Raw genomic sequence first — 26,071 nt, 5'->3', positions numbered from 1 at the left:
TTCAGTCCCCCCGGCCCGCGGTGGCGAACGCCCACGCGTCGCCGACGATCGACGTCAGGTCCTCGCGCTTGGGCTGCCAGCCCAGCTCCTGCCGGGCCCGCTCGCTGGACGCGACCAGCACGGCCGGGTCGCCGGCGCGCCGCGGCGCGACCTCGGCCGGGATCTCGTGCCCGGTGACCTGCCGGCAGGTGTCGATGACCTGCTTGACGGAGAAGCCGAAGCCACTGCCCAGGTTGTAGATGGCGTGCCGGCCGGGCTTGGCGTTCTCCATGGCAAGCAGGTGCGCCTCGGCCAGGTCCAGCACGTGGATGTAGTCGCGGACGCAGGTGCCGTCCTCGGTCGGCCAGTCGTCGCCGAACATCTGCACCTTCTCGCGCTGGCCCAGGGCGACCTGGAGCACGATCGGGATCAGGTGCGTCTCGACGGTGTGCCGCTCGCCGAACTTCCCGTACGCCCCGGCCACGTTGAAGTAGCGCAGGCTCACGCCGGCCAGACCGTGCGCGGTGGCGAACGACGTGATGGCGTAGTCGATGGCGAGCTTGCTGGCGCCGTAGGTGTTGGTGGGCCGGGTCGGCGCGGTCTCGACGATCGGCACCTGCTCGGGCTCGCCGTAGGTGGCGGCGGTGGAGGAGAACACCAACCGCTGGGTGCCGTTGTCCCGCATGGCCTCCAGCAGCCGCAGCGAGGTGACCACGTTGCCCTGCCAGTACTTGGCGGGGTCCTGCATGGATTCGCCGACCAGCGACTTGGCCGCGCAGTGCAGCACGCCGTCGAAGCCCTCGGCCAGCAGCGGCCCGGCCACCTCGGCGATGTCGCCCTCGACGAAGCGCACTCCCTCCGGGACGGCGTCGGCGTGCCCGGTGGACAGGTCGTCCACCACGACCACCTCGTGGCCGGCCTCCACCAGCCGCGCGGCGCTCACACTTCCGACATAGCCAGCTCCGCCGGTGACGACCAGCTTCACGCGTCTCAGCCTCTCGATGTGTGGTTGTACTACTACGGGTTGGGGATCTACTCGTCCCGGCCGGCGCCCGGCGACGGCACGCCGACGAACAGCCGGGGCGGGGTCAGCGACCGCGCGGCGTAGGCGTCCAGCGCCGCCTGCTCGACGGCGGCGCGGTCGCCGGCGCGGACCAGGGCGATCGCCGAGCCGCCGAAGCCGCCGCCGATCATCCGGGCGCCCAGTGCGCCGGCGGCGAGCGCGGCGTCCACGGCGACGTCGAGCTCCAGGCACGACACCTGGTAGTCGTCGCGCAGGCTGACGTGCGAGGCGGTCAGTTCGGGGCCGATCTCGTCCAGCCGACCGGCCTTGAGCTTGGCCACCACGGACAGCACCCGGGCGTTCTCGGTGACGACGTGCCGCACCAGCGGCCGCAGCTCCTCGGGCAGCCGGGCCAGCGAGCCGTCCAGGTCCTCGACGTCCCGCAGGGACTCCAGGCCGAGCAGCTCGGCGGCCCGCTCGCAGCCGCGGCGGCGGTCGCCGTAGCCGGACTCGACCAGCGAGTGCTTGGCCCGGGTGTCGATGACCAGGACCTCCAGGCCGGCGGCATCGGCGTTGAACGGCACCTGCTCGGACTCGCCGGAGCGCACGTCCAGGAACAGCACGTGGCCGGCGACGCAGCACAGCGACGCGGTCTGGTCCAGCAGACCGGTCATGGCGCCGACGAACTCGTTCTCGGTGCGCTGGACCAGCCGGGCGATCTCCGGCCGGGTCGGCGACCCGGGCTGGTCGACCTCGCGGCCGGCCAGGCCCAGCAGCGCCAGCGCGGTGGCGCACTCCAGCGCGTGCGACGAGGACAGGCCGGCGCCGGTCGGCACGTTGCCGGAGACGACCAGGTCCGCGCCGGACAGCTCGACGCCGTGCTCCTGCAGCGCCCAGGCGACGCCGGCGGGGTAGGCGGCCCAGCCGCTGATCCGGCCGGGTGTCAGCTCGGCGATGACCACCGGGTCGGCGGTCTGGAGCTGGCCGTCGTCGCCGAGGGTGGACACCGTCAGCACGCCGTCGGTGCGCGGGGACGCGGCGACCGCGGCCCGGTGCGGCAGCGCGAAGGGCGCGACGAAGCCGTTGTTGTAGTCGGTGTGCTCGCCGATCAGGTTGACCCGGCCGGGCGCCGACCAGATCGCCTTGGGGGCCTGGCCGTGCAGCTCGGTGAACGCCTTCTCAGCTTTTTCGACCGGCGTCACCGCGCGGTGACCAGGACGGCGTGGGCGACGGCGGCGTCGATCTTGGCCACGGCGCCGAGGCCGTGCACCTCGATGACCGCGGCGGCGGCGGGGCCGCCCTGCACCTGCACGGTGTTGCCCGGGATCAGGCCGACCGTCTTCAACTCCGCCATCAGCTCCTCGTCGATCTGCACGTGCTCGGCGATGCGGCGGACCTCGACCGAGCCGCCGCCGCGCCGGGCCACCTCGTCCACCCGGACCAGTCCGGGCTCGGGTGACGGCGCGGGCTTGCCGCCCTCGCCCAGCTTGTCCAGCCCCGGGATGGGGTTGCCGTAGGGGGAGGTCGTGGGGTGGCCGAGCAGCGCCACCAGCTTGCGTTCGACGGCCTCGCTCATCACGTGCTCCCAGCGGCACGCCTCGGCGTGCACCTGTTCCCACTCCAGGCCGATCACGTCCACCAGCAGGCGCTCGGCCAGCCGGTGCTTGCGCATCACGGCGATGGCCAGCTCGCGGCCGGCGTCGGTGAGCTCGAGGTGGCGGTCGCCGGCGACGACGAGCAGGCCGTCGCGCTCCATGCGGGCCACGGTCTGGCTCACGGTGGGGCCGCTCTGCGCGAGCCGCTCGGCGATGCGGGCCCGCAGCGGGACCACGCCCTCTTCCTCGAGTTCGTAGATGGTGCGCAGGTACATCTCGGTGGTGTCGATGAGGTCGTTCACCAAGACTCCAATCGGCGGAGGCTGCGGCCTGCAGGCCGGGCAGGAGCCGATCCGATGGTAACTGGCCGCGGGCACGGCCGGGACTGTCGGTGGCTGCATCGGGTGTGCTCGGGTCGCGCGGTGGGGCGGCGGTCGGGCCTGGTCATCTGCCGCCTCCTGTCCGCTTGTCGGGCGTGGGCGCGCCCCCGTCGTCCGGGGTCGCGAGTGCGCCACAGCCGTTCCCGCACGTTTGTAACCAATGTTAGTAGGTAGCACTGACAACATCGGTGGCGTATCCGGCGCGTGACCTGGCCGTGGCGCACCGCGACCGGGCAGGATGGCGGGGTGCGCGCCTTGATCACCCCCACCGAGCTGGCCGGCCTCGCCGAGACGCCCGTGCTGCTGGACGTGCGCTGGCGGCTGGTCGGGCCGCCCGGCGTCGAGGACTACCGGGCCGGGCACCTGCCCGGCGCCGTGTTCGTGGACCTGGACCGCGACCTGGCGGCCGAGCCGGGCGCCGGCGGCCGGCACCCGCTGCCGACGCCGGAGAGCCTGCGGGCGGCGCTGCGGGCCGCCGGCGTGCGGCGAAATCACCCGGTCGTGGTGTACGACGCCGGCGACGGCTCGGTCGCGGCCCGGGCGTGGTGGCTGCTGCGCTGGGTCGGCCACGATCAGGTGGCGGTGCTCGACGGCGGCTACGCGGCGTGGACGGCGGAGGGCCGGCCGGTCAGCACCGAGGTCCCGACGCCGGAGCCGGGCGACATCGAGGTCGTGCCGGGGCACATGTCCGTGCTGGACGCCGACGAGGCGGCGGAGTTGGCCCGCGCCGGCGTGCTGCTGGACGCCCGCGCGCCGGAGCGGTACCGCGGCGACGTGGAGCCGGTCGATCCGCGGGCCGGGCACATCCCGGGCGCGGTCAACGCCCCGTTCACGGATCACATCGGACCGGACGGCCGCTGGCGCACGCCGGAGGAGCTGGCGAAGCGGTTCGCCGACCTGGGCGTGGAGGCCGGCAAGGTCGGCGCGTACTGCGGGTCGGGCGTGACGGCGTCGTCGGTGGTGCTGGCGCTGGAGGTGGCGGGTCTCGGTCAGGCGCCGCTGTACGCAGGCTCCTGGTCGCACTGGTGCACGGACCCGGAGCGCCCCGTGGAAACTGGTTGATAGTGCCTTTGCCGTGCCTTTGCCGCGCGTTCCGCGCGGGGCGAGGTCGCTCTGATCCGGTGCCTCGCCCTTGCTGGATTTCGAGCGCCGCATCGGCTCGGTGGTCGGTGCGTCGGGTGGCGGCGCTCGAAATCCAGCAACCGTGCGAAGCACCGGCGCGACCTCGCACCGAAACCGGTTGACCACCTCCGCACTATGAGGGTGTGAGCGGCTACAAGCGATTTCGACGCCCCTCGGTGACCCGGGGGCGTTGAGTCGCGCGTTCTGACGGGGTGCCGAGGGGGCTCGCGGCCACCTCCCAGCTCACGTCAGGACCCGAAGCCATGAACCTCATGACCGCCGACCAGGTGCGGGCGGCGCTGGCCGTCCGCGACCTCACCGACCCCCACCAGGGCCCGCACGCGATGCAGCTGCTGCTCGCCGAGATCGAGCAGCACGTGTCGGAGTGGGCCGGGCTGCCGGTGCGCCGGCACCGCGCGAACCCCGTGGTGCCGGTCGCCGACAACTACGACCGCCTCGGCTACCCGGCCGACGCCGCCGCCCGTGACGAGCGGTACTCCCGTTACCTCAGGCCGGATCTGATGCTCCGCGCGCACACGACCGCGATGATCCCGCCGCTGCTCGAGAACCTCGACGGCGACGCGCTGCTGAGCTGTCCCGGCCTGTGCTACCGGCGGGACGCCATCGACCGCCAGCATGTCGGTCAACCGCACCAACTCGACCTCTGGCTCGTCCGGGAAGGCTTGTCCGACAACGACTTGCGCGAGCTCGCCGAAACAGTCGCACGAGCGGCCGTGCCCGGCGCGACCACCACCCTGCTGCCGTCCGAGCATCCGTACACGGTGCGGGGCAAGGAAATCATCGTCGACGGCGTGGAGGTCGGCGAGTGCGGACTGGCCAGGCCGGACCTCTGCCACGGGCTGGCGATGGGCCTCGGCCTGGACCGGCTTCTCATGCTGCGCAAGGGAATCGACGACATCCGGCTGCTGCGCTCGGCCGAGCCGCGCATCGCGAGCCAGCTGCTGGACCTCCAGCCCTATCGGCCGGTGTCGATGAAGCCGCCGATCCGCCGCGACCTGTCGGTGGCGGTGGCCGCCGACATGGACGCCGAGCAGCTCGGCGCGGCGGTGCGGGAGGCGCTCGGCGCGGACGCGCACGTCGTAGAGGAGATCCAGGTGCTGGCCGAGACCGCGGGCGAGCTGCTGCCGCCGGTCGCCCGGGACCGGCTGGGCCTGCGCACCGGGGAGAAGAACGTGCTGCTCCGGGTGGTGCTGCGTGACCTGGAGCGGACGCTGACCGACGCCCGTGCGAACGCGCTGCGGGACGCCGTGCACCGGGCGGTGCACGGCGACCGCTGAGGGGGTGGCGCCGGCGGGCGCGGGCCCGCCGGCGCCGTCGGACTAGTCGCCGGACTGCTCCTGTGACCGTTCACGCAGGGCGAGCGGCGCGCCGGCCAGGTCTTCCTCGTTGCAGAGCAGCTTGACGTCGTAGTACGGCGCGCTGGGCGTGTCGTCGTAGTCCAGGTGGATGGCGATCACGTCGATCGGCTCGCCGAGCCACTCCTGCGCCTGCCGCAGCCAGGCCGCGGCCCGTTCCAATGCGGTTGGCAGATCGTCGTCCCGGAACTCGACGGGACGGTAGGGGACCCCTTGCACCTGGTCCTTCTGATCATTCGGGCGGGGCAGGTCGACACCGACGCCGGAGTCATCGAGATCCAGGCGGATCAGTTCCTCACTCACCCCTCAAGAGTCCACCAGGCAGGCACACCCGGGCAACCCCGGCGTCCAGCGCCTACCTTGGTCGTCATGGGCAAGCTTGCCGGAGTCGTGTGGGACGACACGCTGCTGGGCTACGACATGGGGGCCGACCACCCGCTCAACCCCGTCCGCCTGGACCTGACCATGGGCCTGGCGCGGGCGCTGGGCGTGCTGGAGGGGGTCGAGCCGATCCGGCCGGCGCCGGCCACCGAGCAGGAGGTGTTACGGGTTCACTCGGCCGAGTACATCGCCGCGGTGAAGGCGGCGCCGGAGTCGCCGCTGGGCGTCGGGCACGGCCTAGGGACCATGGACAACCCGGTGTTCCCGCACATGCACGAGGCGGCCAGCCTGGTGCTGGGCTCCTCGCTGGCCGCGGCCGAGCTGCTGCTGGCCGGGGAGACGGACCGCGTGGTCAACATCGGCGGCGGGCTGCATCACGCGATGCGCGACGAGGCAGCCGGCTTCTGCGTGTACAACGACTGCGTGGCGGCGATCGACCGGCTGCTGGACCGTGGCGTGGAGCGCGTGGCCTACGTCGACACGGACGTGCATCACGGCGACGGCGTGCAGGTGGCGTTCTACGACGACCCACGGGTGCTGACGATTTCCCTGCACCAACACCCGGCGACGCTGTGGCCCGGCACCGGTTACGCCCGCGAGCTGGGCGTCGGCGACGCGTACGGCACGTCCGTGAACCTGCCGCTGCCCCCGGGCACCACCGATGAGCACTGGCTGCGCGCGTTCCACGCCGTGGTGCCGTCGCTGCTGCGCGCCTTCCAGCCGCAGGCGCTGGTGACACAGTGCGGTGTGGACACGCACCGGGATGACCCGCTGGCGCACCTCGGGTTGACCGTTGACGGCCACCGCGCGATCTACCAGGCGCTGCGTGAGCTCGCCGTCGAGCACGGCGGCCGCTGGCTGGCCGTGGGCGGTGGCGGCTACCAGCTGCGGCGCGTGGTGCCGCGCTCGTGGACGCACCTGCTCGCCACGGCGCTGGACCGCGACATACCCGTACGCACGGAGCTGCCGAGCGACTGGGCGCAGCGCCTCGGCGTGCCGGACATGACCGACGGCGGCGGCACGTCGTTCCTGCCGTGGTCGGGCGGTGGCGGCGACCCCGTCGACATGGCGGTGCTGGGCACGCGCCGCGCTGTGTTCCCGTTGCACGGGCTCGACCCCGATGACCCGAGAGACTGAACGATGGACCCGTACGACTACCCCGGGCACTGGGAAGCCGACGTGGTGCTGTCCGACGGCGGCACCGTCCACCTGAGACCGATCACGCCGGACGACGCGGATCGGCTGGTGGCGTTCCACGGCCGGCTGTCCGAGCGCACGCGCTACTTCCGCTACTTCGGGCCGTATCCGCGGATGCCCCAGCGCGACCTGGAGCGGTTCACCACGGTCGACCACTGCGACCGCGTGGCGTTCGTGGCGCTGCTGGGCCACGACATCGTCGCCGTGGGCCGCTACGACCGGCTGGGCGAGGGCGACTCGGCGGAGGTCGCGTTCGTGGTGGCCGACGCGCACCAGGGCCGCGGGCTGGGCTCGATCCTGCTGGAGCACCTGGCCGCGGCGGCGCGGGAGAGCGGCCTGACGCGGTTCGTCGCCGAGGTACTGGCGGAGAACAGCCAGATGGTGCGCGTGTTCCGGGACGCCGGCTACCAGATCGCGCGCTCGTTCGACGAGGGGACGCTGCACCTGGAGTTCGCCATCGACCCGACCGAGCAGTCCGTGGCGGTGGCGCGCGCCCGTGAGCAGGCGGCGGAGGCGCGCAGCGTGCGCAACCTGCTCACGCCGCGGTCGGTGGCGCTGATCGGGGCGTCCACCGACCACGCCAAGATCGGGCACGCGGTGCTGACGAACCTGCTGGTGGCCGACTTCGCGGGGCCGGTGTACCCGGTCAACCCCGAGCACCGGTCGGTGCGGGGCGTGCGCGCGTACCCGTCGGTGCTGGACATTCCCGACGACGTGGATCTCGCCATCGTGGCGATCCCTGCCGCGGTCATCGACGAGGTGCTGGACGCGTGCCTCGCCAAGGGCGTGAAGACGCTGGTGGTGGTGTCGGCGGGCATGGGCCGCGACAGCGAGCGCCGACTCGTGGCGGAGGCCCGCGCGCACGGCATGCGGGTGGTGGGGCCGAACGCGCTCGGCGTCGTCAACACCGATCCCGAGGTCCGGTTGAACGCGACGCTCGCGCCGAAGCTGCCGGGCCGTGGCCGTACGGGCTTCTTCTGCCAGTCCGGCGCCCTGGGCACGGCGATTCTCGCCACGGCGGCGGCGCGTGGCCTCGGGTTGTCGACGTTCGTGTCGGCGGGCAACCGCGCCGACGTCTCCGGAAACGACCTGTTGCAGTACTGGGCGGACGACCCGGCGACCGACGTTGTGTTGCTGTACCTGGAATCCTTCGGCAACCCGCGCAAGTTCGCGCGGCTGGCGCGGCGGTTGGGGCGCAGCAAGCCGATCGTGGCCGTGAAGACCGGGCGGCACGCGGTGAATCCGGGGCTGGCGGTGTCGGTGCAGGTCGACGAGGCCAGCGTGCAGCAGCTGTTCGAGCAGACGGGCGTGATCCGCGTCGAGACGCTGGGGCAGTTGTTCGACACGGCGCTGCTGCTGGCGCACCAGCCGCTGCCGACGGGGCCGCGGGTGGCGGTCGTCGGCAACTCGACGGCGATCGGTCTGCTGGCCGCGGATGCCTTGCTGGCGCAGGGATTGGAGCTCGCGCGCGAGCCGGTGGACGTCGGGGCCCACGCCGGTCCGGAGGTGTTCGCCGAGGCGGTCCGGTCGACGGCGCAGTGCGAGGACGTCGACGCGCTGGTGGTCGTGTTCGTGCCGCCGATCGCCGTGCCGGCCGGCGCCTACGCCTCCGCGCTGCGCGAGGCCGGCGTCGAGAAGCCGATGGTGTCAACGTTTCTCGCCGTCGAGGGCGTGCCGGACGAGCTGGCGGTGCCGGGCCCGGACGGGTCGCCGCAGCGCGGTTCCGTGCCGTCGTACCCGAGCCCGGAGCGTGCGGTCTCCGCGTTGGCACGGGCGACCCGGTACGCGCAGTGGCGGTCACGGCCGCGCGGCGAGTTCGTACGGCCCGAGGGCATCGACGGCGAGCGGGCGCGCGAGCTGGTGCTGAAGACGTCCAGCGACGAGGACGTCGTTGCGCTGTTGGCCTGCTACGGCATCGAGGTGGTGCCGTTCCGAACTGTGTCCACTGTGGACGACGCGGTGTCGGCGTGTGCGGAGCTGGGCTACCCGGTGGTGCTGAAGTCGACCAGCGAGCAGCTGCGGCACCGTACGGATTTCCTTGGCGTACGGCTGGATCTGGGCAGCGAGGAGGCGGTGCGCTCCGCGTACCGCGATCTGCTGGAAGTCTCCGGGTCCAGCGAGATGTACGTGCAGCAGATGGCCCCCAAGGGCGTGTCGTGCCAGCTGGGGCTCCAGGACGACCCGTCGTTCGGCACGCTGGTGAGCTTCGGCCTCGGCGGCGTGGTCAGCGACCTGCTCGGCGACCGCGCGTACCGGTCCGTGCCGATGACCGACCAGGACGCGGCGGCGTTGGTGCGGGCGCCGAAGGCGGCGCCGCTGCTGGCCGGCTACCGCGGCGGGCATCCCGCCGACCTGTCCGCGCTGGAAGACCTGGCGCTGCGGCTGTCCGCGCTCGCCGAGGATCTGCCCGAGGTGCGGCGGTTGGTGCTGGAACCGGTGCTGGCCTCGGCGGCGGGGGCGTTCGTGAGCTCCGCGCGGATCACGGTCGGCGAGCCACCGTCGCAACCGGACGCCGGACCGCGCCGGCTGCGGCCGCTCGCCACGGACTGACTAAGCTCGAACCGTGTCCACGCCGCCACACCGCGCGGGGGAACCGGTCCGTGCGGGGATTCCGGAGCACGGCCGGGTGCCGCGGTACTACGCCGTCAAGGCGCGGCTGCTGACGCTGATCGAGGAACTCGGCGATGGCGTCGCGCTGCCGTCCGAACGTGAGCTGGCGGAACGGTTCGAGGTGTCCCGTGTGACGTTCCGGCAGGCGGTCAGCGAGCTCGTGCTGGAGGGGCGGCTGGTGCGCCGGCAGGGGGCCGGCACGTTCGTCGCCCCGCCGAAGCTGGTGCAGCCGCTGGCGCTGGTCAGCTACACGGAGGGCATGCGCAGCCAGGGCGTGGAGCCGAGCCGGTACCTGATCACCGGCGAGCACCTCGCCGCCGACGACCGGCTGGCCGCCGACCTCGGCATCGCGCCGGCCGACCCGGTGCTGCACATCGAGCGGGTGCTGCTGGCCGATTCGGAGCGGATCGGGCTGGAATCGACCTATCTGTCGGCTCGTCGTTTTCCCGATCTGTTGTCCGTCTTCGATCCGGCCACGTCGTTGTACGCGTATTTGACACGGCAGCTGGGTATCGTGCTCGCGCACGCCGAGGAACGGGTGGAGACGGTGCTCGCCACCCCGCGGGAAGCGCTGCTCATCGGCACCAATCCCGCGGTGCCGATGCTGTTGCTGCACCGTGTGACCAGGGACGATGCCGGCGTGCCGGTCGAACGCGTCCGTTCTCTCTATCGTGGTGACCGTTTCAGCTTCGTAACACAGCTCAATCTGTGACGTTGTTTCCCTAAGGTGGTTGGAAAGACCGTCAGGGGAGCATTGTGAGCAGAACGAGGACAACCGCGCCGGCGCGCGCGCCGCGGCGGCCGAAGAACTGGAAACCGGTCGGTACTCGCGCGATCGTGGCCTCCGCGCTGATCGCGCTCGTGCTCGTCACCGACATCGTCGAGACCGTCGCCGACGTGAACGGCATGACCGCGCTCGACGACGTGGTGCTGTGGGTCAACGCCGGCGCGCTGGTGGCCGCCGCCGTCGCGTTCATCGTGTGGCTGTGGCGGGCCCGGGCCAACGCCGAGCTGCTGGTCGGCCCGCACGGGCAGCGGCTCACCCGGGAGTGGGTGATCGGCGCCTGGTTCTGCCCGGTGGTCAACTTCTGGTTCCCGTACCAGGTCGTGGTCGACGTGTGGCGGGCCAGCGCGCACGGCCGGGACGGCCGCGAGGGCGTGGTCGTGTGGTGGTGGACGACCTTCGCGCTGTCCTGGGTGTTCACCCGGTTCATCTCGTTCGCAGGCATCGTCGACCCGACGCCGCTGATCGCCGCCTGTGTGCTCAACCTCGCCGCCGGCGTGCTCGCGCTGCTGGTCGTCCGCCGCATCACCGACTGGCAGGCGCTCGAGGTCTCGGCTCGGTAACCCGGGTGAGAACGTGACTGTTCGTCTGTACTGTCCCGCTCCGGGTCGGGGTGTGTCACCCGAAGGGGGAAGTGCAGATGGAGCAGAACCGTGGCATGCCGCCGCTCGGCGTGCCGATGCCGGGCGAGTACCGGTATTACGGCGACATGCGCCCGCGGCCGGTCGGCGGACTGGCGATCGCGGCGTCCGTGCTGGTGGGTCTCGCGGCCTTGTTCACCCTGCTGGAGTTGATCGCTGCCCTGGAAGGGGCCGTCCGACAGTCGGTGCTGTTGTCGGCGGGTTTCCTGTCCACGCTGCTCGCCGCGGGTGTGGTGTTCATCGTGTGGCTGTGGCGGGTGCGGTCGAACGTGGAGGCGATCGCCGGTCCGCAGACACAGCGGCTGGGCAAGGGGTGGGCCATCGGCTGCTGGGTGTGCCCGATCGTCAACTTCTGGTTCCCGTACCAGTACGTCGTGGACGTGTGGCGGGCCAGCAAGCCGAGCGACGGCTCCGGCGACGGTCTGGTGCTGGCCTGGTGGCTGACGTTCCTGGCCGCCGGCGTCGTCGGCCAGTTCCGGCGGAGCGACACCGACAGCGTGGCGGCCATCGCGGCCGGTTTGCTGCTCGTCGCCGCCGCGGTGTTCGCGGTGCTGGTGATCCGCCGGATCACCGAATGGCAGACGCGGGCCGCCGCTTGACGGAACCGTTCCTCCCCTGTGCCCGTCCCATCGGCACAGGGGAGGGGCTCCCATGGGCATACCGATTCCCGGGTGGCAGCAGCCGCCCTTCGTGGCCATCACCACGCAGGTGTTCATCGGGCTGACCGCCCTGCCGGATGTGCTGTACGAGATCCAGTACGCCACGGTGCCGGACAGCCCCTCGCCTTGGCACAACCGTGTGGTGTGGGCGGGCATGGCCGCCGTGACCTTCATGGCGTGGCTGTGGTCCGCTCGGAGACGGTCGGCCGGGCACGGTCGGCATCGGCGGGCCTTGGCGTGGGCGTTCGGCGCCTGGCTGGTGCCGGGGATCAACCTGGTATGGCCGTACCAGCTCGTCGCGGACGTGTGGCAGGCGGCCGGGTTCGGCCGGCCGACGATCGTGCGCTGGTGGTGGGCGACGTTCCTGTTCTCGTTCGTCCTCGGCCCGGCGGTGCTGTGGAATCTGCCGGTGCGCTGGCCGGTGCTGCTCTGTGCGGTGGCCGAAGCGGTGGCGGCGGTCCTCGCGGTCGTCATCGTCCGGCGGATCACCGCGGAGCTGTCGAGGTGGCTGCCCAATACTTAAGCCTTGACTTGAGTGTTGGGTGGGTGAATACTCAAGTGTGTGCTTAACGATGAGCTGGATCGGGTGTTCCAGGCGCTGGCCGACCCGACCCGGCGCGGGCTGGTCGACCGGCTGACCCGCGGCCCGGCGACGGTGAGCGAGCTGGCGGCGCCGCTGCCGATCACGCTCGCGGCGGTCGTGCAGCACCTCCAGGTGCTGGAGGCGTGTGGACTGGTCCGCACGGAGAAGGTCGGCCGCGTCCGCTCCTGCCAGGTCGACCCGGCGGGGCTGCGGGCGGCGGAGCAGTGGCTGCACGAGCGCCGCACGGCCTGGGAGCGATGGCTGGACCGGCTCGCCGAGGTACTGGACGAGGAGGGAACGACATGACCACGAAGCACTCGACGTTCACCATCGACCGGAACTACCCGCAGCCGCCCGGCAAGGTGTTCGCGGCCTTCGCCGACCCGGCGATGAAGGCCCGCTGGCTGACGGCCCCCGGCCATCACCACGAGCTGGATTTCCGGGTCGGCGGCAAGGAAGTCGCCAGCGGCGGACAGTTGCGGTTCGAGGCGACGTACCGGGACATCGTGCCCGGCGAGCGGATCGTCTACTGCGCGACCCTGCACGACGGCGACAAGCTGTCGACGGTCTCGCAGACGACCGTGGAGTTCGTCGCCGACGGCGACGGGACCCGGCTGGTGCTCACCGAGCAGGGTGCGTACCTGGACGACATGGAGCAGCCGCAGTGGCGCGAGCAGGGCACGAACAGCCAGCTCGACACGCTGGCGGAGGTGCTGTCATGACGCCCGAGGAGATCATCAAGGACCGGGTGCGGGCCGTCACCGAGAAGGACGCGCAGGCCCTGGCCGCGCCGCACGCCGAAGACGTCGTGCTGTTCGACGTGCTGGGTCCGTTGCACGCCAAGGGAAACGACGCCGAGGACGAGCGCGTCCGGTCCTGGCTCGGCGGCTACGACGGCCCGATCGACTACGAGATCACGGATCTGCGCGTGGTCTCCGGCGACGACGTGGCGTTCGCGCACTACCTGGTGCACCTCGCCGGCACGCTGCACAGCGGCGGCATCGTCGACATGTGGACCAGGGCGACCGTGTGCTTCGAGCGGCGCGACGGCGACTGGGTGATCACCCACGAGCACAACTCGGCCCCGCTGCCGATGTGACAGCGGGGCCGAGCCGAGGAAACTACTTGCCGAAGCCGGCGCGACGCAGCGCGTCCGCCATCGAACCGCTGGCCGGGCGCTCCTCGCGCCGCTGACCGCCACCGCCGCCGCGCTTGCCGCCACCACGGTTCTGGTCCTGCCGGCGCTGACCGCCGCCCTGCTGGCCACCCTTGGCCTGGGCGCCGCCGCCGCGCTCCGGCTCATCCTCCAGACGCAGCGTCAGCGAGATCCGCTTGCGCGGGATGTCGACGTCCAGCACCTTCACCCGCACCACGTCGCCGGACTTCACCACGTCCCGCGGGTCCTTGACGAAGGTTCGCGACATCGCCGAGACGTGCACGAGGCCGTCCTGGTGCACGCCGACGTCGATGAACGCGCCGAACGCCGCCACGTTGGTGACGACGCCCTCCAGCACCATGCCCGGCTTCAGGTCGGCGATCTTCTCGACGCCGTCGGCGAAGGTCGCCGTCTTGAACGCCGGTCGCGGGTCCCGGCCCGGCTTCTCCAGCTCCTTGAGGATGTCCGTGACGGTCGGCAGGCCGAACTTGTCGTCCACGAACTCCGCCGGCCTGATCGCCTTCAGCTTGGCCGAGTTGCCGATGAGCTCGGTCAGCGCCAGCTGGTTGGCGGTCAGGATGCGCCGCACCACCGGGTAGGCCTCGGGGTGCACGCTGGAGGAGTCGAGCGGGTCGTCGCCGCCGGGGATGCGCAGGAAGCCCGCGCACTGCTCGAACGCCTTGGGCCCCAGGCGCGGCACGCCCTTGAGCGCCTCGCGGCTGCGGAACGGGCCGTTGGCCTCGCGGTGCTGCACGATGTTCTCGGCCAGGCCGGCGCCGATGCCGGAGACCCGGGTCAGCAGCGGGGCGGAGGCGGTGTTCAGGTCGACGCCGACCGCGTTCACGCAGTCCTCGACCACCGCGTCCAGCGACCGCGACAGCTTGGTCTCGGCCAGGTCGTGCTGGTACTGGCCGACGCCGATGGACTTCGGGTCGATCTTGACGAGCTCGGCCAGCGGGTCCTGGAGCCGCCGCGCGATGGAGACCGCGCCGCGCAGCGACACGTCCATGTCGGGCAGCTCGGCCGAGGCGAACGCGGAGGCGGAGTACACCGACGCGCCGGCCTCGGAGACGACGATCTTGGTGAGCTTGAGCTCGGGCCGCAGCTTGATCAGGTCGGCGGCCAGCTTGTCGGTCTCGCGGGACGCGGTGCCGTTGCCGATGGAGATCAGCTCGACGTTGTGCTCGGCGCACAGCTTGCCCAGCGTCGCCAGCGACTCGTCCCAGCGGTTGGCCGGCTGGTGCGGGTAGATCGCGGTGGTGGCGACGACCTTGCCGGTGGCGTCCACGACCGCGACCTTGACGCCGGTGCGGAAGCCCGGGTCCAGGCCCATGGTGGCGCGGGTGCCGGCGGGCGCGGCCAGCAGCAGGTCGCGCAGGTTGGCCGCGAACACGCGCACGGCCTCGTCCTCGGCGTCGGCGCGCAGCCGGGCCCGCAGGTCCACGCCGAGGTGCACGAGGATGCGGGTGCGCCAGGCCCAGCGCACGGTGTCGGCCAGCCACTTGTCGGCCGGGCGGCCCTGGTTGTCGATGCCGAACCGGGAGGCGATGCGCACCTCGTAGTCGGACGGCTGGCCCTCGACCGGCTCCTCCGGCTCGAGGGTCAGGTCCAGCACCTCTTCCTTCTCGCCGCGGAACATGGCCAGGATGCGGTGCGAGGGGAGCTTGGTGAACGGCTCGGCGAAGTCGAAGTAGTCGCTGAACTTGGCGCCGGCTTCCTGCTGGCCGTCGCGGACCTTGGCGACCAGGCTGCCGCGGGTCCACATCTGTTCGCGCAGCGCGCCGATCAGGTCGGCGTCCTCGCCGAAGCGCTCGACCAGGATGGCCCGCGCGCCCTCCAGCGCGGCGGCCGCGTCGGCGACGCCCTTCTCGGCGTCCACGTAGCCGGCGGCGGTGGCCTGCGGGTCCAGCGTCGGGTCGGCGAGCAGGCCGTCGGCCAGCGGCTCGAGGCCGGCCTCGCGGGCGATCTGCGCCTTGGTGCGCCGCTTCGGCTTGTACGGCAGGTAGATGTCCTCGAGCCGCGCCTTGGAGTCGGCGGCCATGATCTGCTCGCGCAGGGCGTCGTCGAGCTTGCCCTGCTCGGCGATGGACTCGAGGATGGCGGTCCGGCGCTCCTCCAGCTCGCGCAGGTAGCGCAGCCGCTCCTCCAGCGTGCGCAGCTGGGCGTCGTCCAGTCCGTCGGTTGCTTCCTTGCGGTAGCGGGCGACGAACGGCACCGTCGCACCGCCGTCGAGCAGGCCGACGGCCGCGGTCACCTGCCCGTCCCGCACGCCGAGCTCGTCGGCGATCCTCTGCTCAATGGACATCACGACGACGATTCTGCCGCCTTGGTGTGGTCGCCTGTGCGGCGGCCTTTGATAACGAACTGATAACTGCTCTAGTCCATGGTACGGTCGGGTCGTGCGAGTGCTGGTCGTAGGCGGAGGCGTGCTCGGGACGATGCACGCATGGCAGGCCGTGTCACGCGGCCACGACGTGGTCCAGGTCGAGCGGGAACAGCAGGCCAGGGGCGCGTCCGTGCGGAACTTCGGGTTGGTCTGGGTGGGCGGCCGCGCCCCGGGCGAGGAGTTGGCGACTGCGCGGCGGGCGCGCGAGCTGTGGGAGGAGATCGGACGGCAGGTCGGCGGCATCGGCTTCCGTGCCAACGGTTCCCTCACTGCGCTGCGTACGCCGGCGGAGGTGGCCGTCGCCGAGGAGGTCGTCGCGCGGCCCGACGCGGCCGACCGTGGCCTCAAGTTCCTCACGCCCGACGAGGTGCGCGCCGTGAACCCCGCTCTGAGCGGGGCGATGGTTGCGGCGCTGCACTGCGAGCGCGACGCCGCCGTGGAGCCGCGCGTGGCACAACCCGCGTTGCGGCAACACCTTCTCGCCACCGGCCGCTACACCTGGCTGCCCGGGCGGGAGGTGCGGACGTTGCTGCCTCATGGCGTACGGGATGACCACGGCGACGTGCACGAGGCGGATCTGGTGCTGTTGTGCACTGGTGCCGCGCTGGGCGGCCTGGTGCGCGAGGTCGCGGGCGAGGTGCCCGTGCGACGGGTGCGGTTGCAGATGATGCAGACCGATCCGTTGGCGGAGCGGCTGACGACGTCCGTCGCCGACGGCGACAGCTTCCGCTACTACCCGGCCTACCGCGGCGACGCCCTCGACGCGCTCAACCGGAACCAGCCGCAGCCGGCCGTGGCGGCCGAGCACAAGATGCAGCTGCTGATGGTGCAGCGGCTCGACGGCTCGCTCACCATCGGCGACACCCACGAGTACGACGAGCCCTTCACCTTCGACGTCGACTCCGCGCCGTACGAGCACCTCGTCGAGGTGGCGGAATCCCTGCTGGGGCGGCCGCTGCCGCCGATCCGGCGGCGCTGGGCCGGCGTGTACGCCCAGCACACCGATCCGGCGGCGGTCGTGCACCGCGACCGGATCGCCGACAACGCCTGGCTGGTCACCGGACCCGGTGGCCGCGGCATGACCTGCTCGCCGGCGATCGCCGAGCGCACCGCGACGGAGGCTGGACTGTGACGATCACGTTGGCAGTGCTGGACATGGCCGGCACCACGGTGGCCGACGACGGTCTGGTGGAGCGCGCGTTCACCGACGCCATCGGTGCGGTCGGCGTGTCAGAGCGGGACGACCGGTTCCCGGCGATGCTGGACCACGTGCGCCGCACCATGGGCCAGTCCAAGATCGTCGTGTTCCGGGCCCTGCTGCCGGAAGCCGAGGCGCGGCAGGCCAATGCCGCCTTCGAGGCGGCGTACGGGCGGCTGGTGAAGGCCGGCCACTGCGAGCCGGTCCCCGGCGCCGAGCAGGCGATCAAGGACCTGCGCGCGGCCGGCGTCAAGGTCGCGCTGACCACCGGCTTCGCCCGGCCCACCCAGGACGCCATCATCGCCGCGCTGGGCTGGCAGGACCTCGCCGACATCGCCCTGACCCCGGCCGACGCCGGTCGCGGCCGGCCGTTCCCGGACATGGTGCTCACGGCCGTGCTGCGCCTCGGCGTCGACGACGTGCGCGAGGTGGCGGTCGTCGGCGACACGCCGTCGGACGTGGTCAGCGGCCTGCGCGCGGGCGCGTCCGTCGCCGCCGGCGTGCTCACCGGCGCGGGCGTCGCCGCCGACTTCGAGGCCGTCGGCGCCACCCACGTCCTGGAGTCCGTCCGCGACCTTCCGTCCCTGCTCACGCGGCTGTAGACGAGATGTAATCGCTCCCGCCTACCGTTGGATCCGTCACCACACGCGGTTCCGGTCAGGGGGGTTCGGAGCCGTGGCGGCGTCGGTGCCGACGGGATGGAGGGAGCCTGTCGGCGGCCGAGCCGGTTTGTCCGGGGAAGGACGCCTTACCCGCTGAAGGCGTCCTTCCCCGCACCGGAAACGGCTAGCCTGATCGTGTGCAGGGGGACGCGCCGACAACCGCGCGGCTGGAACGGATCCTGGCCCGCGCCGCGGAAGTGGTGATCGTCGAGGCGGGGCCGGACTCGCTCGACCGGCCCGAGGCCGCGCGGCTGGTCGTGTCCGGCGCGGAAATCGCCGACCTGGCGCGGGTGCTGGCCGTCGTGGACGGCGGCATCGGCGACCGATGCCGCTGCCTCGGCTGGCCGACGATCCTGGTCAACGGTGCGGACGGGAGCCGGATCGCCCAGTGGGCCCTGCACCACCAGCAGAATCTGGGCGGGCTGGGGTCGTGCGACGCCGAGTTGCGTGACGGCCCGGCGCTCACCGAGTGGCTGGCCGAGCGCGGCCTGACCGGGTCACGCGAGGTCGCGCGGCTGCTGGCCGAGCAGGAGGCGGAACGCGAGGCTCGTCGGGCCAGGTGGCTGGCGGCCGGGCCGAAGAAGCTGTTGTGGGCCGCTGACCTCACGTCGCGACGGGAGTTCGGCGCGGAGGAGCGGCTCGTCGCGCTGGTCGCCCGGCTGTACCCGGAACCGGTCGAGCGCATCCGGATGTTGTTGGCGTGGGCCGGCTTCCCGCCTCGGCAGGGCGACAGCGGCAGGCCGTGGCACGAACTCGCGCCGCAGCGGATGCTGCTGGCCGAGCCCGTCGAGTCGATCTTCGCTGCGCTGGCCGCCGAGCCGCCGACCGCGGCCCACCTCGACGGGGCGGCGGAGCTGTTCACCGATCTGGCGTGGAAGCACGAGATCCCCGAACCGCTGCGGTCCCGGCTCGTCGCGCACGTCGAGGCGTCCGGGAGCAAGCCGATGAAGTTCCGCATGCGCCACGGCTACGGCGCCGGAGTCACACCGCCTTGATCAGCGGGACCAGCACCTGATCGACGATCTCGGCGATGACCTCGTCGCCGATGGGGGCGCCGCAGCTGAGGAAGTGGTCCCGCATGAGGGCCGGCCCGACGGAGGCGATGCGCGGCGTCAGGGCGGTGGTCCGCGCCTCGCCGCGGGCGACGGCGCGGCGGATGAGCGCCAGCATCAGCTGGTTGCGGTGCTCGATGAAGCGGTCCCGGTGCATCTTCATCGTCTCCCGCTGGACGTCGAGGTCGGCCAGCATGGACCGGGCGGCGGCGCCGACCGGGCTGTTCAGGGCGTGGGCCATGGAGGTGAGCGCGGCGAGCAGGTCGCCGCGCAGCTCGCCGGTGTCGGCGAGGTCCTCGACGCTGGGGAAGACGTTCACGACGGCGTCGAGCATGAGCTCGGCCCGGCCGGGCCAGCGCCGGTACAGCGACGCCTTGCTGGTGCGGGCCCGCTCGGCGATCCGTTCCATGGTCAGCCGCTGGTAGCCGACCTCGACCAGCTCGTCCAGCGCGGCCTCGAAGATCGCGCGGTTGAGCTCGTCGCCGCGCCGTCGCGGCCCCTTGCGGTGATCCACGCCACCCATCCGTCTCGTTAGAGTCCGTTGCGTTCTCTAACGCCCGAGACTACCGTCGATATAGAAAACGCTTCGTTCTCTATGGGGGAGTTCTCGTGCGTGTTCTCGTAGTGTCGGCCCCCGGTGTGGGCCATGTCTTCCCGATGGTCCCGCTGACCTGGGCCTTACGCGCGTCCGGACACGACGTCCTGGTCGCGACCTCCAGTGACGCGCTGGCGGTGGCCGACGCCGGCCTGCCCGTCACCGACGCGCTGCCGGGTGTGGACATCCGGCAGCAGATGATGAAGATGAGGGAGGAGAACCCGGCCTACTTCCAGGAGCTTCTCAGCCGCCGCATCACCGACGTCCGCGAGATGGGCGCGTTCATGCCGGTGCTGAGCCGGCCGCTGCTGCCGGGCGTGCTGGCGGTGGCCGAGCGGTTCCGGCCGGACGTGATCGTGCAGGGCCTGCTCGGCGGCGTCGGCCTGATCGCCGCGGCCAAGCTGGGAACCCCGTGGGTCGGCCACGGCTTCGGCATGATCCGCGGCGACGGCGTGCCGGAGGCGTTCCGCGAGCACATGGCCGCCGAGTTCGAGGAGCACGGCGTCGAGCTGCCGGAGCGCCGCGCGTACGTCGACGTGGCCCCGCCGAGCATGCTCGCCGGCGAGCCCGAGGGCTGGTCCATGCGCTACGTCCCGTACAACGGCGGCGGCGTCGAGCCGGAGTGGCTGGGCGAGGTCGGCGACCGGCCGCGTGTCGCGGTCACGCTCGGCACGGTGGCGCCGCAGATGAACGGCCTCGGCCCGGTGGAGCGGGTCATCGAGGCGGCCCCGGACGTCGACGCCGACTTCGTGGTGGCGCTCGGCGACAAGGTCGACGTCAGCGGCCTGGGCACCCTGCCGTCCAACGTCCACGTGGCCGGCTGGATCCCGCTGAACTCGTTGCTGGCGACCAGTTCGCTGCTGATCCACCACGGCGGCGCCGGCACCGCGATGACGCCGCTGGCGATGGGCGTGCCGCAGCTGGTCGCGCCGAGCGGCGCGGACCGCTACGTCAACGCCGGCGCGGTGCACAACCGCGGCGTCGGCCTCCAGGTCGAGGAGGAGGAGCTGGACGCGAGGGTGATCCGACAGGTGCTGGAGGAGGACAAGTTCCGCACCAACGCGGCCGAGGTCGCCGCCGAGATCGCGGCCATGCCGTCGCCGGTGGACGTGGCCGCTCAGGTGGAGAAGTTCGTTCGGGGTTGAACCGAACGCCCGCGGCGCTCGTGTCACCGGCACTTGACCCAACGGCACGGGGGTGCGCGGGACATGTGTGAACGGCCGACACCGGGCAGGGTGGTCCCGGTCAGCACGCCACACGACGGAAAAGTGTGGCTGGTCACCGGATATCAGGACGTGCGCGCCGGACTTTCCGATCCACGGCTGAGCCGGGACACCCGTCCGGCGGGCCACCTGATCGACGGCGGCGACCTGGACGGCCAGGCGCTGCGCGAGCTGCCGATGGAGTTGGCGGATTCGTTGCTGAGCAACGAATCCGCCGATCGGCTGCGGCGGCGCGCGGCCGCCGTGTTCACCGCCGAACGGGTGGAGGCCCTGCGGCCGCGGGTGACCGAGCTGGCCGCCGGGCTGCTCGCGCCGCTGCGCCGGCAGCGGTCGGTGGACCTCGTCGCCGAGGTCGCCCGGCCGCTGCCGGCGTTGTTGCTGTGCGGGCTGTTGGGGTTGCCGGTGGAGGACAAACTCCGGTCGTGGCCGGAGATTCTGCTCGCTGTGCACGGTCGGGCGGGTATTTCCCTGCCGGCGTACGTGAAATCCGTCGCCGACAGCGACCTGGTCGCGGCGCTGGCCGCCGACGCGACCGCCGACGAGGTGCTGAACCTGGTGTCGATGCTGGTGATCGGCGGCGTTGACGTCGCCGGCGGGCAGTTGGCCAACGCCATGTCGGCGCTGCTGGAGAATTCCGGCCAGGTGGCGCTGGCCCGCCGCGAGCCGGCGATGGTGCCGGACCTGGTGGCCGATCTCGTCGGCGGCAGCGATCCCTTGCACGTAGGGGCTTTCCGGTACACCACTGCGGCGGTTCGGTTGGGTGGCACGGTGATTCCGGCCGGCGAGGTGGTGATGCTCGCCGGTACCGACTGCCCGTCCGAGCGGCGGGAGGCCGGCACGGTCGGGCACGGCATGCAGTACCGGATCGGCACGCTGCTCGGGCGGCTGATCGCCGAGACCGTGCTGGAGTTGCTGCTGGTGGACTTTCCCGAGGTGCGGCTGGCGGTGCCGGTGGAGCAGGTGGAGTGGCACTTCACCCGGCTCGCGCGGGCGGTGGAGAGCCTGCCGGTGGTGGTCGGGTCGATTTGATCATGGACCCCGTTGTGAGCAGCCCCCAGATCAATCCAAGCAGGGAACCCTGACAGTTCTCAGATAGTGGTCAGCCTGGGGCGGGCGGAGGTTGCCCAGTCGGCGAAGGTGTGCCAGCCGACCTCGGGGTGATCGGCGCGCAGCCGGCTGATGTCGACGTCCATGCCCACGCGCTCGAAGTACTCGAACATCGCGGCCAGGTCGGCGGAGTACTGCGCGACGTCGGCGACGCTGGCGGCGTCGTACTCGACGGCGCGGCCGATGACGGAGCCGAGGGTGCGGGCGATCTCCTTGCCGGTGCGCTCGTCGGACGCGATGTCGACGCGGCGGCGGAGGAACTCCTCGCGGCGGCCGATGACCAGCGCGGCGAACGCGCCGATGTCGGCGGCGGCGATCAGCTTGAGCGGGGTGCCGGGGGACAGCGGCAGCGAGTAGCGGCCCTGCCGGAGCGACCGGAGCGACCAGCCGCCGGCGATGTTGTCCATGAACGCGGCCGGCGCGATGACCGTCCAGCCGTCGGTGGCCTCGGCGAGATGCCGCTCGATGACCCACTTGCTGTCGAAGTGCGGGATGCCGGTGCCCCGGTCGGCGTTGGTGGCCGAGGTGAACACGATGTGCCCGACGCCGGCCCGCACGGCGGCGTCGACGGCGTCGATGCCCTGGCGGATCTCGGTGTCGAGGTCGGTGCCGAACGGCGTGGTGACCAGGAAGACCGAGTCGACGCCGGCGAAGGCGCGGTCCAGCGAGGACGGGTCGTCGAAGTCGGCGGCGACGACCTCGGCGCCGGGGATGTCGGCGGTCTCGGGGCGGCGGGTCAGGGCGCGGACACGGTGGCCGGCGGCGAGCAGCGCGCGGGCGGTCGCGCCGCCCTGCGTGCCGGTGGCGCCGGTGACCGCGACGGTGAGCGGTGAAGGTTTCATGCGCAAAGCTTGACTGTGAAAACGTTCCTCGGTCAAGCGTATTTCCGGCACGGTCACAGCTGTTGTTCATGTGACGCGTCTACGGTCCGCGCGTGTTGACCATCGCGGTGCTGGCGTTGCTGCTCGGCGCCTGTCTGCTCATCGCCGCCCTGACCTCGCTGCTGCTCAAGGCCGGCGGCACCGGTCAGCGCCGGCTCGTCGCGCGCACGCCGGTGACCCCGCTCGGTCGACTACGCGGCGGCATGTCCCGGGTCGCGGCCGTCGGCGCCACCGCGTACGGACCCGAGGGCCCGGTGACGGCCCCGGTCAGCGGCGAGCAGTGCGTGTGGTTCCGGGTGCGGCTGATCCGGTCGCCGTCCCGGCACAAGGACGAGGTCGGCGGCGAGGACGTCCTGCTCGAACGCCTCGCGCGCACGACCCCCGCGCTGACCGACGCCTCCGGGACCGTGCCGATCGACCCGCGCATCCTGACGGAGCCGCCGAACCTGGACGATCCGGTGGTCACCGAGCAGACCATGCGCCTGCTGAGCCGGGATTCCGCCGCCGAGTGGGCGTCGCTCATCCCGGCCAACCTGATCGAGGACAAGCGGAGCCACGAGACGCTGCAACTGTGGGAAACCCGCCTCCCGGCGGGGAAACAGGCCTACCTGCTGGCTCGAACGCGTCGCGGCCCGATCCTCGAACCGGGAACCTTCACCGTCTTCACCACCGACGACGCCGAGACGGTCCGTGGCCGCCGACAGGAGCGGGTCGCGTCGGCCACGCACCTCGTCCGCTTCCTCGGCGTCTCCGGGCTGGTGATCACCGCGCTGTCGGTCGGGGCGCTGTTCCTGCTGGTGTGAGGTGCAACTGTTGACAGTGGAAGTGTTCCGGCGTCAACTCTTGTCATGGCCGAGACCGACCCGCTGCTGGCGTGGCTGTACGTGCAACAAGGCGTGAAGGCGGTGGAGGAAGCGCTCAGTGCCACCATGGAGGAGCACTGCGGCTGCACCCTCAGCGAGCACTCGGCGCTCTACCGGCTGAAGTCCGCCGAGCAGGGGCGGCTGACCATGGCGGAGCTGTCCGAGCTGCTGTCGATCAGCCCCAGCGGCGTCACGCGGCTCGTCGACCGGCTGGTGCGACGGGGCTGGGTGGCGCGCCACCAGCCGCCGGACAACCGCCGGACGGTGTGGGCGGTGCTCACCGACGAGGGTCTTCGGGTGCTCACCGGCACCACGATGGTCGTCTACTGGCAGGCGGTGAACGAGCACTTCGAGTCCACCATGGACCCCGACGACATCGCCGCCGCGGCCCGCATCGGCCGGAAGATGCTGGAGGCCCACGGCCGCTGGGACGCCAAGCGGTTCGCGCCCGGCTCGCCGTGAGCCAGGTACCGTCGCGACCATGAGACGGTACGTCGCGCTGGGGGACAGCCTCACCGAGGGCATCGGCGACTTCGCCGCCGACGGCAGCCCGCGCGGCTGGGCCGACCGGTTCGCGCAGGGGCTCGCGACCCGGCGCGGCGAGTTGGAGTACGCGAATCTCGCCGTCCGAGGCATGACCACCGCGCAGGTGCTCGCCACCCAGTTACGGCCGGCGGTCGCCCTCGCGCCGGACCTGGCCAGCGTGATCGTCGGCATGAACGACCTGCTGCGGCCCCGGTTCGACGCCGGCGGCATCCGGCGGGACCTCGGTGCCATCTACCGAGACCTGGCGGCGACCGGCGCGGTCGTGCTGACGGCGACGCTGCCGGAGCCCGGGCTGGGCGTGCCGCTGCCGGCGCGGATGCGGGCCAGCTTCGTGCGCCGCGGCCGGCGTCTCAACGACGCCATCCGGCACGCCGCCGCCGAGCACGGCGTCCGCTGCCTCGACCTCGCGGCGTCGACGCCGACCGACCCGGCGATCTGGAGCTCCGACCGCCTGCACCCGAGTGCGCACGGGCATCAGCTGATCGCCGACGAGTTCCTGGCGTTCCTGCACGGTCTGCCGTCCGGTGTGGACGGTCGCGGGCCGGCGGCGGTGGCGGTGAAGCCGGTCGAGCAGGTGCGCTGGGTCGCCAGCCACGTCGGGCCGTGGCTGTGGCGGCGGATGACCAGCCGCGCGCCGGGCGAGGGCGTCTCGGCCAAGTTCCCCGCGTACCAGCTGCTCAGGGCCTGAACCCCAGAGAAGTCTGTGAGTTTTCGTCCGGGTCGCCGCGCGCCCGCTACTCTGTTCGCATCACGCATACGTGTGCGGAATGCGAACGGTGACAATCGGGAGGGACCTGTGACTTCCATCGAGGCATCCGAACGCAGCTGGGTGCTGCCGCTGTGCTGGTCGGCCGTCCTGCTGGACGGCTTCGACCTGGTCGTGCTCGGCACGGTCCTGCCGGTGCTGCTGGCCGGCCACGTCTGGGGCCTGGCGGCCGCGGACGCGGCCTTCGTCTCGACGATCGGCCTGGTCGGCATGACGATCGGGGCGCTGGCGCTGGGAACGGTGACCGAGGTGCTCGGCCGCCGCCGGGCGATGATCGTGTCCGTCACGGTGTTCTCGGTGTGCACGCTGCTGTGCGCGTTCGCGCCGTCGGTGGCCCTGTTCGGGCTGCTGCGCCTGCTCGCCGGCCTTGGTCTCGGCGGCTGCCTGCCGACGGCGATCACGCTGGTGAGCGAGCACTACGCGCGAACCGGCCGCCCCAGCACGGCGACGACCACGGTCATGACCGGCTATCACGTCGGTGCGATGGCCACCGCCCTGCTGGGCATCGCGCTGATCCCGTGGCTGGGCTGGCAGGCGATGTTCGTGGTCGGCGCGCTGCCGGCGATCGTGTTGGTGCCGCTGATGATCCGCCACCTGCCGGACTCGGCCGCGCCGGTCGCGAACCGGAGCTCGTCGATCAAGGACGCGCTGGCGGTGCTGTTCCGCGGCCGCATGATCTGGGTGACAGTCGCCTTCTGGATCACCTCCTTCATGGGACTGATCCTCGTCTACGGCCTGAACACCTGGCTGCCGGAGATCATGAGGCAGGCCGGCTACCCCCTCGGCGCGGCGCTGGGCCTGCTGCTGACGCTGAACTTCGGCGGCGTGGCCGGGCTGCTGGTGGCCGGCATGGTCGCGGACCGCGTCGGCATCAAGCCGGCCGCGCTGGGCTGGTTCGTCGCGGCGGCCGCGCTGCTGGCGCTGCTCAGCATCAAGCTGCCGGGATTCGCCTTGTATGTGGCGGTTTTCCTGTCCGGCGCGTTCGTGTTCAGCGCTCAGGTCCTGGTGTACGCCTACACCACGCGCGCGTATCCGGCCGACGCACGGGCTACCGGACTGGGCTGGACGGCCGGCATCGGACGGATCGGGGCCATCTGCGGACCGCTGCTCGGCGGCCTGCTGCTGACCGCCGGAATCGTCTATCCGTGGGGTTTCTACGCCTTCGCGGTGGTCGCCGCGCTCGCGGCGGTCGGCGTCGCGGCGCTCAACGCGGTCAGCCGCACCGATGCGACGACAGGTGCAGTCAAGCAACAGCAGTGAGTGCAAACACGTTGCTCTTCCACGGGTTCGCCTGCGATCTTGCCGTGTGACCGCCGCCACGGTTTT

General features: G+C 71.9%; 27 protein-coding genes. 20 read left to right on the top strand and 7 right to left on the bottom strand.

Translation table 11 applies throughout. The features are described from left to right. Nucleotide 1 precedes the first annotated feature (1 nt). The 3 genes from galE to BCF44_RS10245 are packed head-to-tail and all read right to left on the bottom strand — an operon-like array spanning nt 2 to nt 2,879. Nucleotides 2-964: a UDP-glucose 4-epimerase GalE gene (galE, locus tag BCF44_RS10255; RefSeq protein ID WP_116173946.1), complete on the bottom strand. Its 963-nt coding sequence runs from the start codon at nt 962-964 to the stop codon at nt 2-4. A 47-nt stretch (nt 965-1,011) separates the two neighbouring features. After that, nucleotides 1,012-2,184: a galactokinase gene (gene galK / locus BCF44_RS10250; RefSeq protein WP_116173945.1), complete on the bottom strand. Its 1,173-nt coding sequence runs from the start codon at nt 2,182-2,184 to the stop codon at nt 1,012-1,014. Then, the gene (locus BCF44_RS10245; RefSeq protein ID WP_170217455.1) at nt 2,181-2,879 is read right to left on the bottom strand and encodes an iron-dependent transcriptional repressor DtxR; all 699 of its coding nucleotides are present in this window, start codon (nt 2,877-2,879) and stop codon (nt 2,181-2,183) included. Before BCF44_RS10245 ends, galK begins: the two co-directional genes overlap by 4 nt. A 324-nt stretch (nt 2,880-3,203) precedes the next feature. Here BCF44_RS10245 and BCF44_RS10240 point away from each other — a divergent pair, with 324 nt between their 5' ends. Together BCF44_RS10240 and srmL are read left to right on the top strand one after the other, a co-directional pair. Further along, nucleotides 3,204-4,019 (top strand): sulfurtransferase, encoded by an 816-nt coding sequence (locus BCF44_RS10240; RefSeq protein ID WP_116174280.1) that lies wholly within the window; start codon nt 3,204-3,206, stop codon nt 4,017-4,019. Between the two features lie 323 nt (nt 4,020-4,342). Then, a complete protein-coding gene (gene srmL / locus BCF44_RS10235) occupies nt 4,343-5,377 on the top strand; it encodes a PheS-related mystery ligase SrmL (RefSeq protein ID WP_116173943.1) in 1,035 nt (344 codons plus the stop codon). A gap of 42 nt (nt 5,378-5,419) precedes the next feature. On the opposite strand, the gene BCF44_RS10230 is transcribed toward srmL, so the two are convergent. Then, nucleotides 5,420-5,758, bottom strand: a complete 339-nt coding sequence (locus BCF44_RS10230; RefSeq protein WP_116173942.1) for a hypothetical protein — start codon at nt 5,756-5,758, stop codon at nt 5,420-5,422. A 66-nt stretch (nt 5,759-5,824) separates the two neighbouring features. Here BCF44_RS10230 and BCF44_RS10225 point away from each other — a divergent pair, with 66 nt between their 5' ends. The 9 genes from BCF44_RS10225 to BCF44_RS10185 all read left to right on the top strand — a co-directional run bounded on the left by BCF44_RS10225 (nt 5,825) and on the right by BCF44_RS10185 (nt 13,409). Further along, nucleotides 5,825-6,973: an acetoin utilization protein AcuC gene (locus BCF44_RS10225; RefSeq protein ID WP_116173941.1), complete on the top strand. Its 1,149-nt coding sequence runs from the start codon at nt 5,825-5,827 to the stop codon at nt 6,971-6,973. A 3-nt stretch (nt 6,974-6,976) separates the two neighbouring features. Continuing rightward, a complete protein-coding gene (locus BCF44_RS10220) occupies nt 6,977-9,583 on the top strand; it encodes a bifunctional acetate--CoA ligase family protein/GNAT family N-acetyltransferase (RefSeq protein WP_116173940.1) in 2,607 nt (868 codons plus the stop codon). Nucleotides 9,584-9,596: 13 nt separating this feature from the next. Continuing rightward, entirely contained in the window at nt 9,597-10,355 is a 759-nt protein-coding gene (locus tag BCF44_RS10215) for a GntR family transcriptional regulator (protein ID WP_116173939.1), read from the top strand. A 125-nt stretch (nt 10,356-10,480) separates the two neighbouring features. After that, a complete protein-coding gene (locus tag BCF44_RS10210; protein WP_116173938.1) occupies nt 10,481-10,990 on the top strand; it encodes a DUF4328 domain-containing protein in 510 nt (169 codons plus the stop codon). 77 nt (nt 10,991-11,067) lie between these two features. Then, nucleotides 11,068-11,667: a DUF4328 domain-containing protein gene (locus tag BCF44_RS10205; RefSeq protein ID WP_116173937.1), complete on the top strand. Its 600-nt coding sequence runs from the start codon at nt 11,068-11,070 to the stop codon at nt 11,665-11,667. 52 nt (nt 11,668-11,719) lie between these two features. After that, complete coding sequence (locus tag BCF44_RS10200) at nt 11,720-12,250, top strand: DUF4328 domain-containing protein (RefSeq protein WP_116173936.1); 531 nt, start codon at nt 11,720-11,722, stop codon at nt 12,248-12,250. 39 nt (nt 12,251-12,289) lie between these two features. Further along, the gene (locus tag BCF44_RS10195; protein WP_116173935.1) at nt 12,290-12,616 is read left to right on the top strand and encodes an ArsR/SmtB family transcription factor; all 327 of its coding nucleotides are present in this window, start codon (nt 12,290-12,292) and stop codon (nt 12,614-12,616) included. After that, nucleotides 12,613-13,032: an SRPBCC family protein gene (locus BCF44_RS10190; RefSeq protein WP_116173934.1), complete on the top strand. Its 420-nt coding sequence runs from the start codon at nt 12,613-12,615 to the stop codon at nt 13,030-13,032. The genes BCF44_RS10195 and BCF44_RS10190 overlap by 4 nt, the downstream gene beginning before the upstream one ends. Further along, the gene (locus BCF44_RS10185; protein WP_116173933.1) at nt 13,029-13,409 is read left to right on the top strand and encodes a YybH family protein; all 381 of its coding nucleotides are present in this window, start codon (nt 13,029-13,031) and stop codon (nt 13,407-13,409) included. Before BCF44_RS10190 ends, BCF44_RS10185 begins: the two co-directional genes overlap by 4 nt. Before the next feature lie 22 nt (nt 13,410-13,431). Here BCF44_RS10185 and BCF44_RS10180 read toward each other — a convergent pair whose 3' ends face one another. Beyond that, complete coding sequence (locus tag BCF44_RS10180; RefSeq protein WP_116173932.1) at nt 13,432-15,771, bottom strand: Tex family protein; 2,340 nt, start codon at nt 15,769-15,771, stop codon at nt 13,432-13,434. 94 nt (nt 15,772-15,865) lie between these two features. Here BCF44_RS10180 and BCF44_RS10175 point away from each other — a divergent pair, with 94 nt between their 5' ends. The 3 genes from BCF44_RS10175 (at nt 15,866) to BCF44_RS10165 (ending at nt 18,707) form a co-directional block, all read left to right on the top strand. Further along, nucleotides 15,866-16,984 carry a TIGR03364 family FAD-dependent oxidoreductase gene (locus BCF44_RS10175; protein WP_116173931.1) on the top strand — a complete coding sequence of 373 codons (1,119 nt, stop codon included), beginning with the start codon at nt 15,866-15,868 and terminating at the stop codon, nt 16,982-16,984. Continuing rightward, the gene (locus BCF44_RS10170) at nt 16,981-17,652 is read left to right on the top strand and encodes a phosphonatase-like hydrolase (RefSeq protein ID WP_116173930.1); all 672 of its coding nucleotides are present in this window, start codon (nt 16,981-16,983) and stop codon (nt 17,650-17,652) included. Before BCF44_RS10175 ends, BCF44_RS10170 begins: the two co-directional genes overlap by 4 nt. Before the next feature lie 197 nt (nt 17,653-17,849). Further along, nucleotides 17,850-18,707: a hypothetical protein gene (locus BCF44_RS10165; protein ID WP_116173929.1), complete on the top strand. Its 858-nt coding sequence runs from the start codon at nt 17,850-17,852 to the stop codon at nt 18,705-18,707. Here the strand turns inward: BCF44_RS10165 and BCF44_RS10160 are convergent. Next, a complete protein-coding gene (locus BCF44_RS10160; protein WP_246014924.1) occupies nt 18,694-19,278 on the bottom strand; it encodes a TetR/AcrR family transcriptional regulator in 585 nt (194 codons plus the stop codon). The two genes, BCF44_RS10165 and BCF44_RS10160, sit on opposite strands and share 14 nt — an antisense overlap. Nucleotides 19,279-19,373: 95 nt before the next feature. Here BCF44_RS10160 and BCF44_RS10155 point away from each other — a divergent pair, with 95 nt between their 5' ends. Both BCF44_RS10155 and BCF44_RS10150 read left to right on the top strand, forming a co-directional pair. Further along, entirely contained in the window at nt 19,374-20,504 is a 1,131-nt protein-coding gene (locus tag BCF44_RS10155) for a nucleotide disphospho-sugar-binding domain-containing protein (RefSeq protein ID WP_147328452.1), read from the top strand. Nucleotides 20,505-20,627: 123 nt separating this feature from the next. Then, complete coding sequence (locus tag BCF44_RS10150) at nt 20,628-21,611, top strand: cytochrome P450 family protein (protein ID WP_116173926.1); 984 nt, start codon at nt 20,628-20,630, stop codon at nt 21,609-21,611. A 59-nt stretch (nt 21,612-21,670) separates the two neighbouring features. Here BCF44_RS10150 and BCF44_RS10145 read toward each other — a convergent pair whose 3' ends face one another. Continuing rightward, nucleotides 21,671-22,531, bottom strand: a complete 861-nt coding sequence (locus tag BCF44_RS10145; RefSeq protein WP_116173925.1) for an NmrA/HSCARG family protein — start codon at nt 22,529-22,531, stop codon at nt 21,671-21,673. Between the two features lie 92 nt (nt 22,532-22,623). Here BCF44_RS10145 and BCF44_RS10140 point away from each other — a divergent pair, with 92 nt between their 5' ends. The 4 genes from BCF44_RS10140 to BCF44_RS10125 all read left to right on the top strand — a co-directional run bounded on the left by BCF44_RS10140 (nt 22,624) and on the right by BCF44_RS10125 (nt 26,005). Then, a complete protein-coding gene (locus BCF44_RS10140) occupies nt 22,624-23,373 on the top strand; it encodes a hypothetical protein (protein WP_116173924.1) in 750 nt (249 codons plus the stop codon). Between the two features lie 45 nt (nt 23,374-23,418). After that, entirely contained in the window at nt 23,419-23,895 is a 477-nt protein-coding gene (locus BCF44_RS10135) for a MarR family winged helix-turn-helix transcriptional regulator (protein WP_116173923.1), read from the top strand. Between the two features lie 19 nt (nt 23,896-23,914). Beyond that, the gene (locus BCF44_RS10130; RefSeq protein ID WP_116173922.1) at nt 23,915-24,667 is read left to right on the top strand and encodes an SGNH/GDSL hydrolase family protein; all 753 of its coding nucleotides are present in this window, start codon (nt 23,915-23,917) and stop codon (nt 24,665-24,667) included. Nucleotides 24,668-24,775: 108 nt separating this feature from the next. Further along, entirely contained in the window at nt 24,776-26,005 is a 1,230-nt protein-coding gene (locus BCF44_RS10125) for an MFS transporter (RefSeq protein WP_246014923.1), read from the top strand. The last annotated feature ends 66 nt before the right edge of the window (nt 26,006-26,071 follow it).

Source organism: Kutzneria buriramensis (assembly GCF_003387475.1).
GTDB lineage: Bacteria > Actinomycetota > Actinomycetes > Mycobacteriales > Pseudonocardiaceae > Kutzneria > Kutzneria buriramensis.
Note: the sequence above shows the minus strand (reverse complement) of the source record. Positions and strands in the feature narration are given on the sequence as shown.

What these genes read in the sequence shown, in the direction of transcription:
- BCF44_RS10205 (WP_116173937.1), top strand. Translation starts at nt 11,068, where the DNA reads ATGGAGCAGAACCGTGGCATGCCGCCGCTCGGCGTGCCGATGCCGGGC.
- BCF44_RS10130 (WP_116173922.1), top strand. Translation starts at nt 23,915, where the DNA reads ATGAGACGGTACGTCGCGCTGGGGGACAGCCTCACCGAGGGCATCGGC.
- BCF44_RS10180 (WP_116173932.1), bottom strand. Translation starts at nt 15,771, where the DNA reads ATGTCCATTGAGCAGAGGATCGCCGACGAGCTCGGCGTGCGGGACGGG.
- BCF44_RS10225 (WP_116173941.1), top strand. Translation starts at nt 5,825, where the DNA reads ATGGGCAAGCTTGCCGGAGTCGTGTGGGACGACACGCTGCTGGGCTAC.
- BCF44_RS10145 (WP_116173925.1), bottom strand. Translation starts at nt 22,531, where the DNA reads ATGAAACCTTCACCGCTCACCGTCGCGGTCACCGGCGCCACCGGCACG.
- BCF44_RS10220 (WP_116173940.1), top strand. Translation starts at nt 6,977, where the DNA reads ATGGACCCGTACGACTACCCCGGGCACTGGGAAGCCGACGTGGTGCTG.
- BCF44_RS10200 (WP_116173936.1), top strand. Translation starts at nt 11,720, where the DNA reads ATGGGCATACCGATTCCCGGGTGGCAGCAGCCGCCCTTCGTGGCCATC.
- BCF44_RS10190 (WP_116173934.1), top strand. Translation starts at nt 12,613, where the DNA reads ATGACCACGAAGCACTCGACGTTCACCATCGACCGGAACTACCCGCAG.
- srmL (WP_116173943.1), top strand. Translation starts at nt 4,343, where the DNA reads ATGAACCTCATGACCGCCGACCAGGTGCGGGCGGCGCTGGCCGTCCGC.
- BCF44_RS10135 (WP_116173923.1), top strand. Translation starts at nt 23,419, where the DNA reads ATGGCCGAGACCGACCCGCTGCTGGCGTGGCTGTACGTGCAACAAGGC.
- BCF44_RS10185 (WP_116173933.1), top strand. Translation starts at nt 13,029, where the DNA reads ATGACGCCCGAGGAGATCATCAAGGACCGGGTGCGGGCCGTCACCGAG.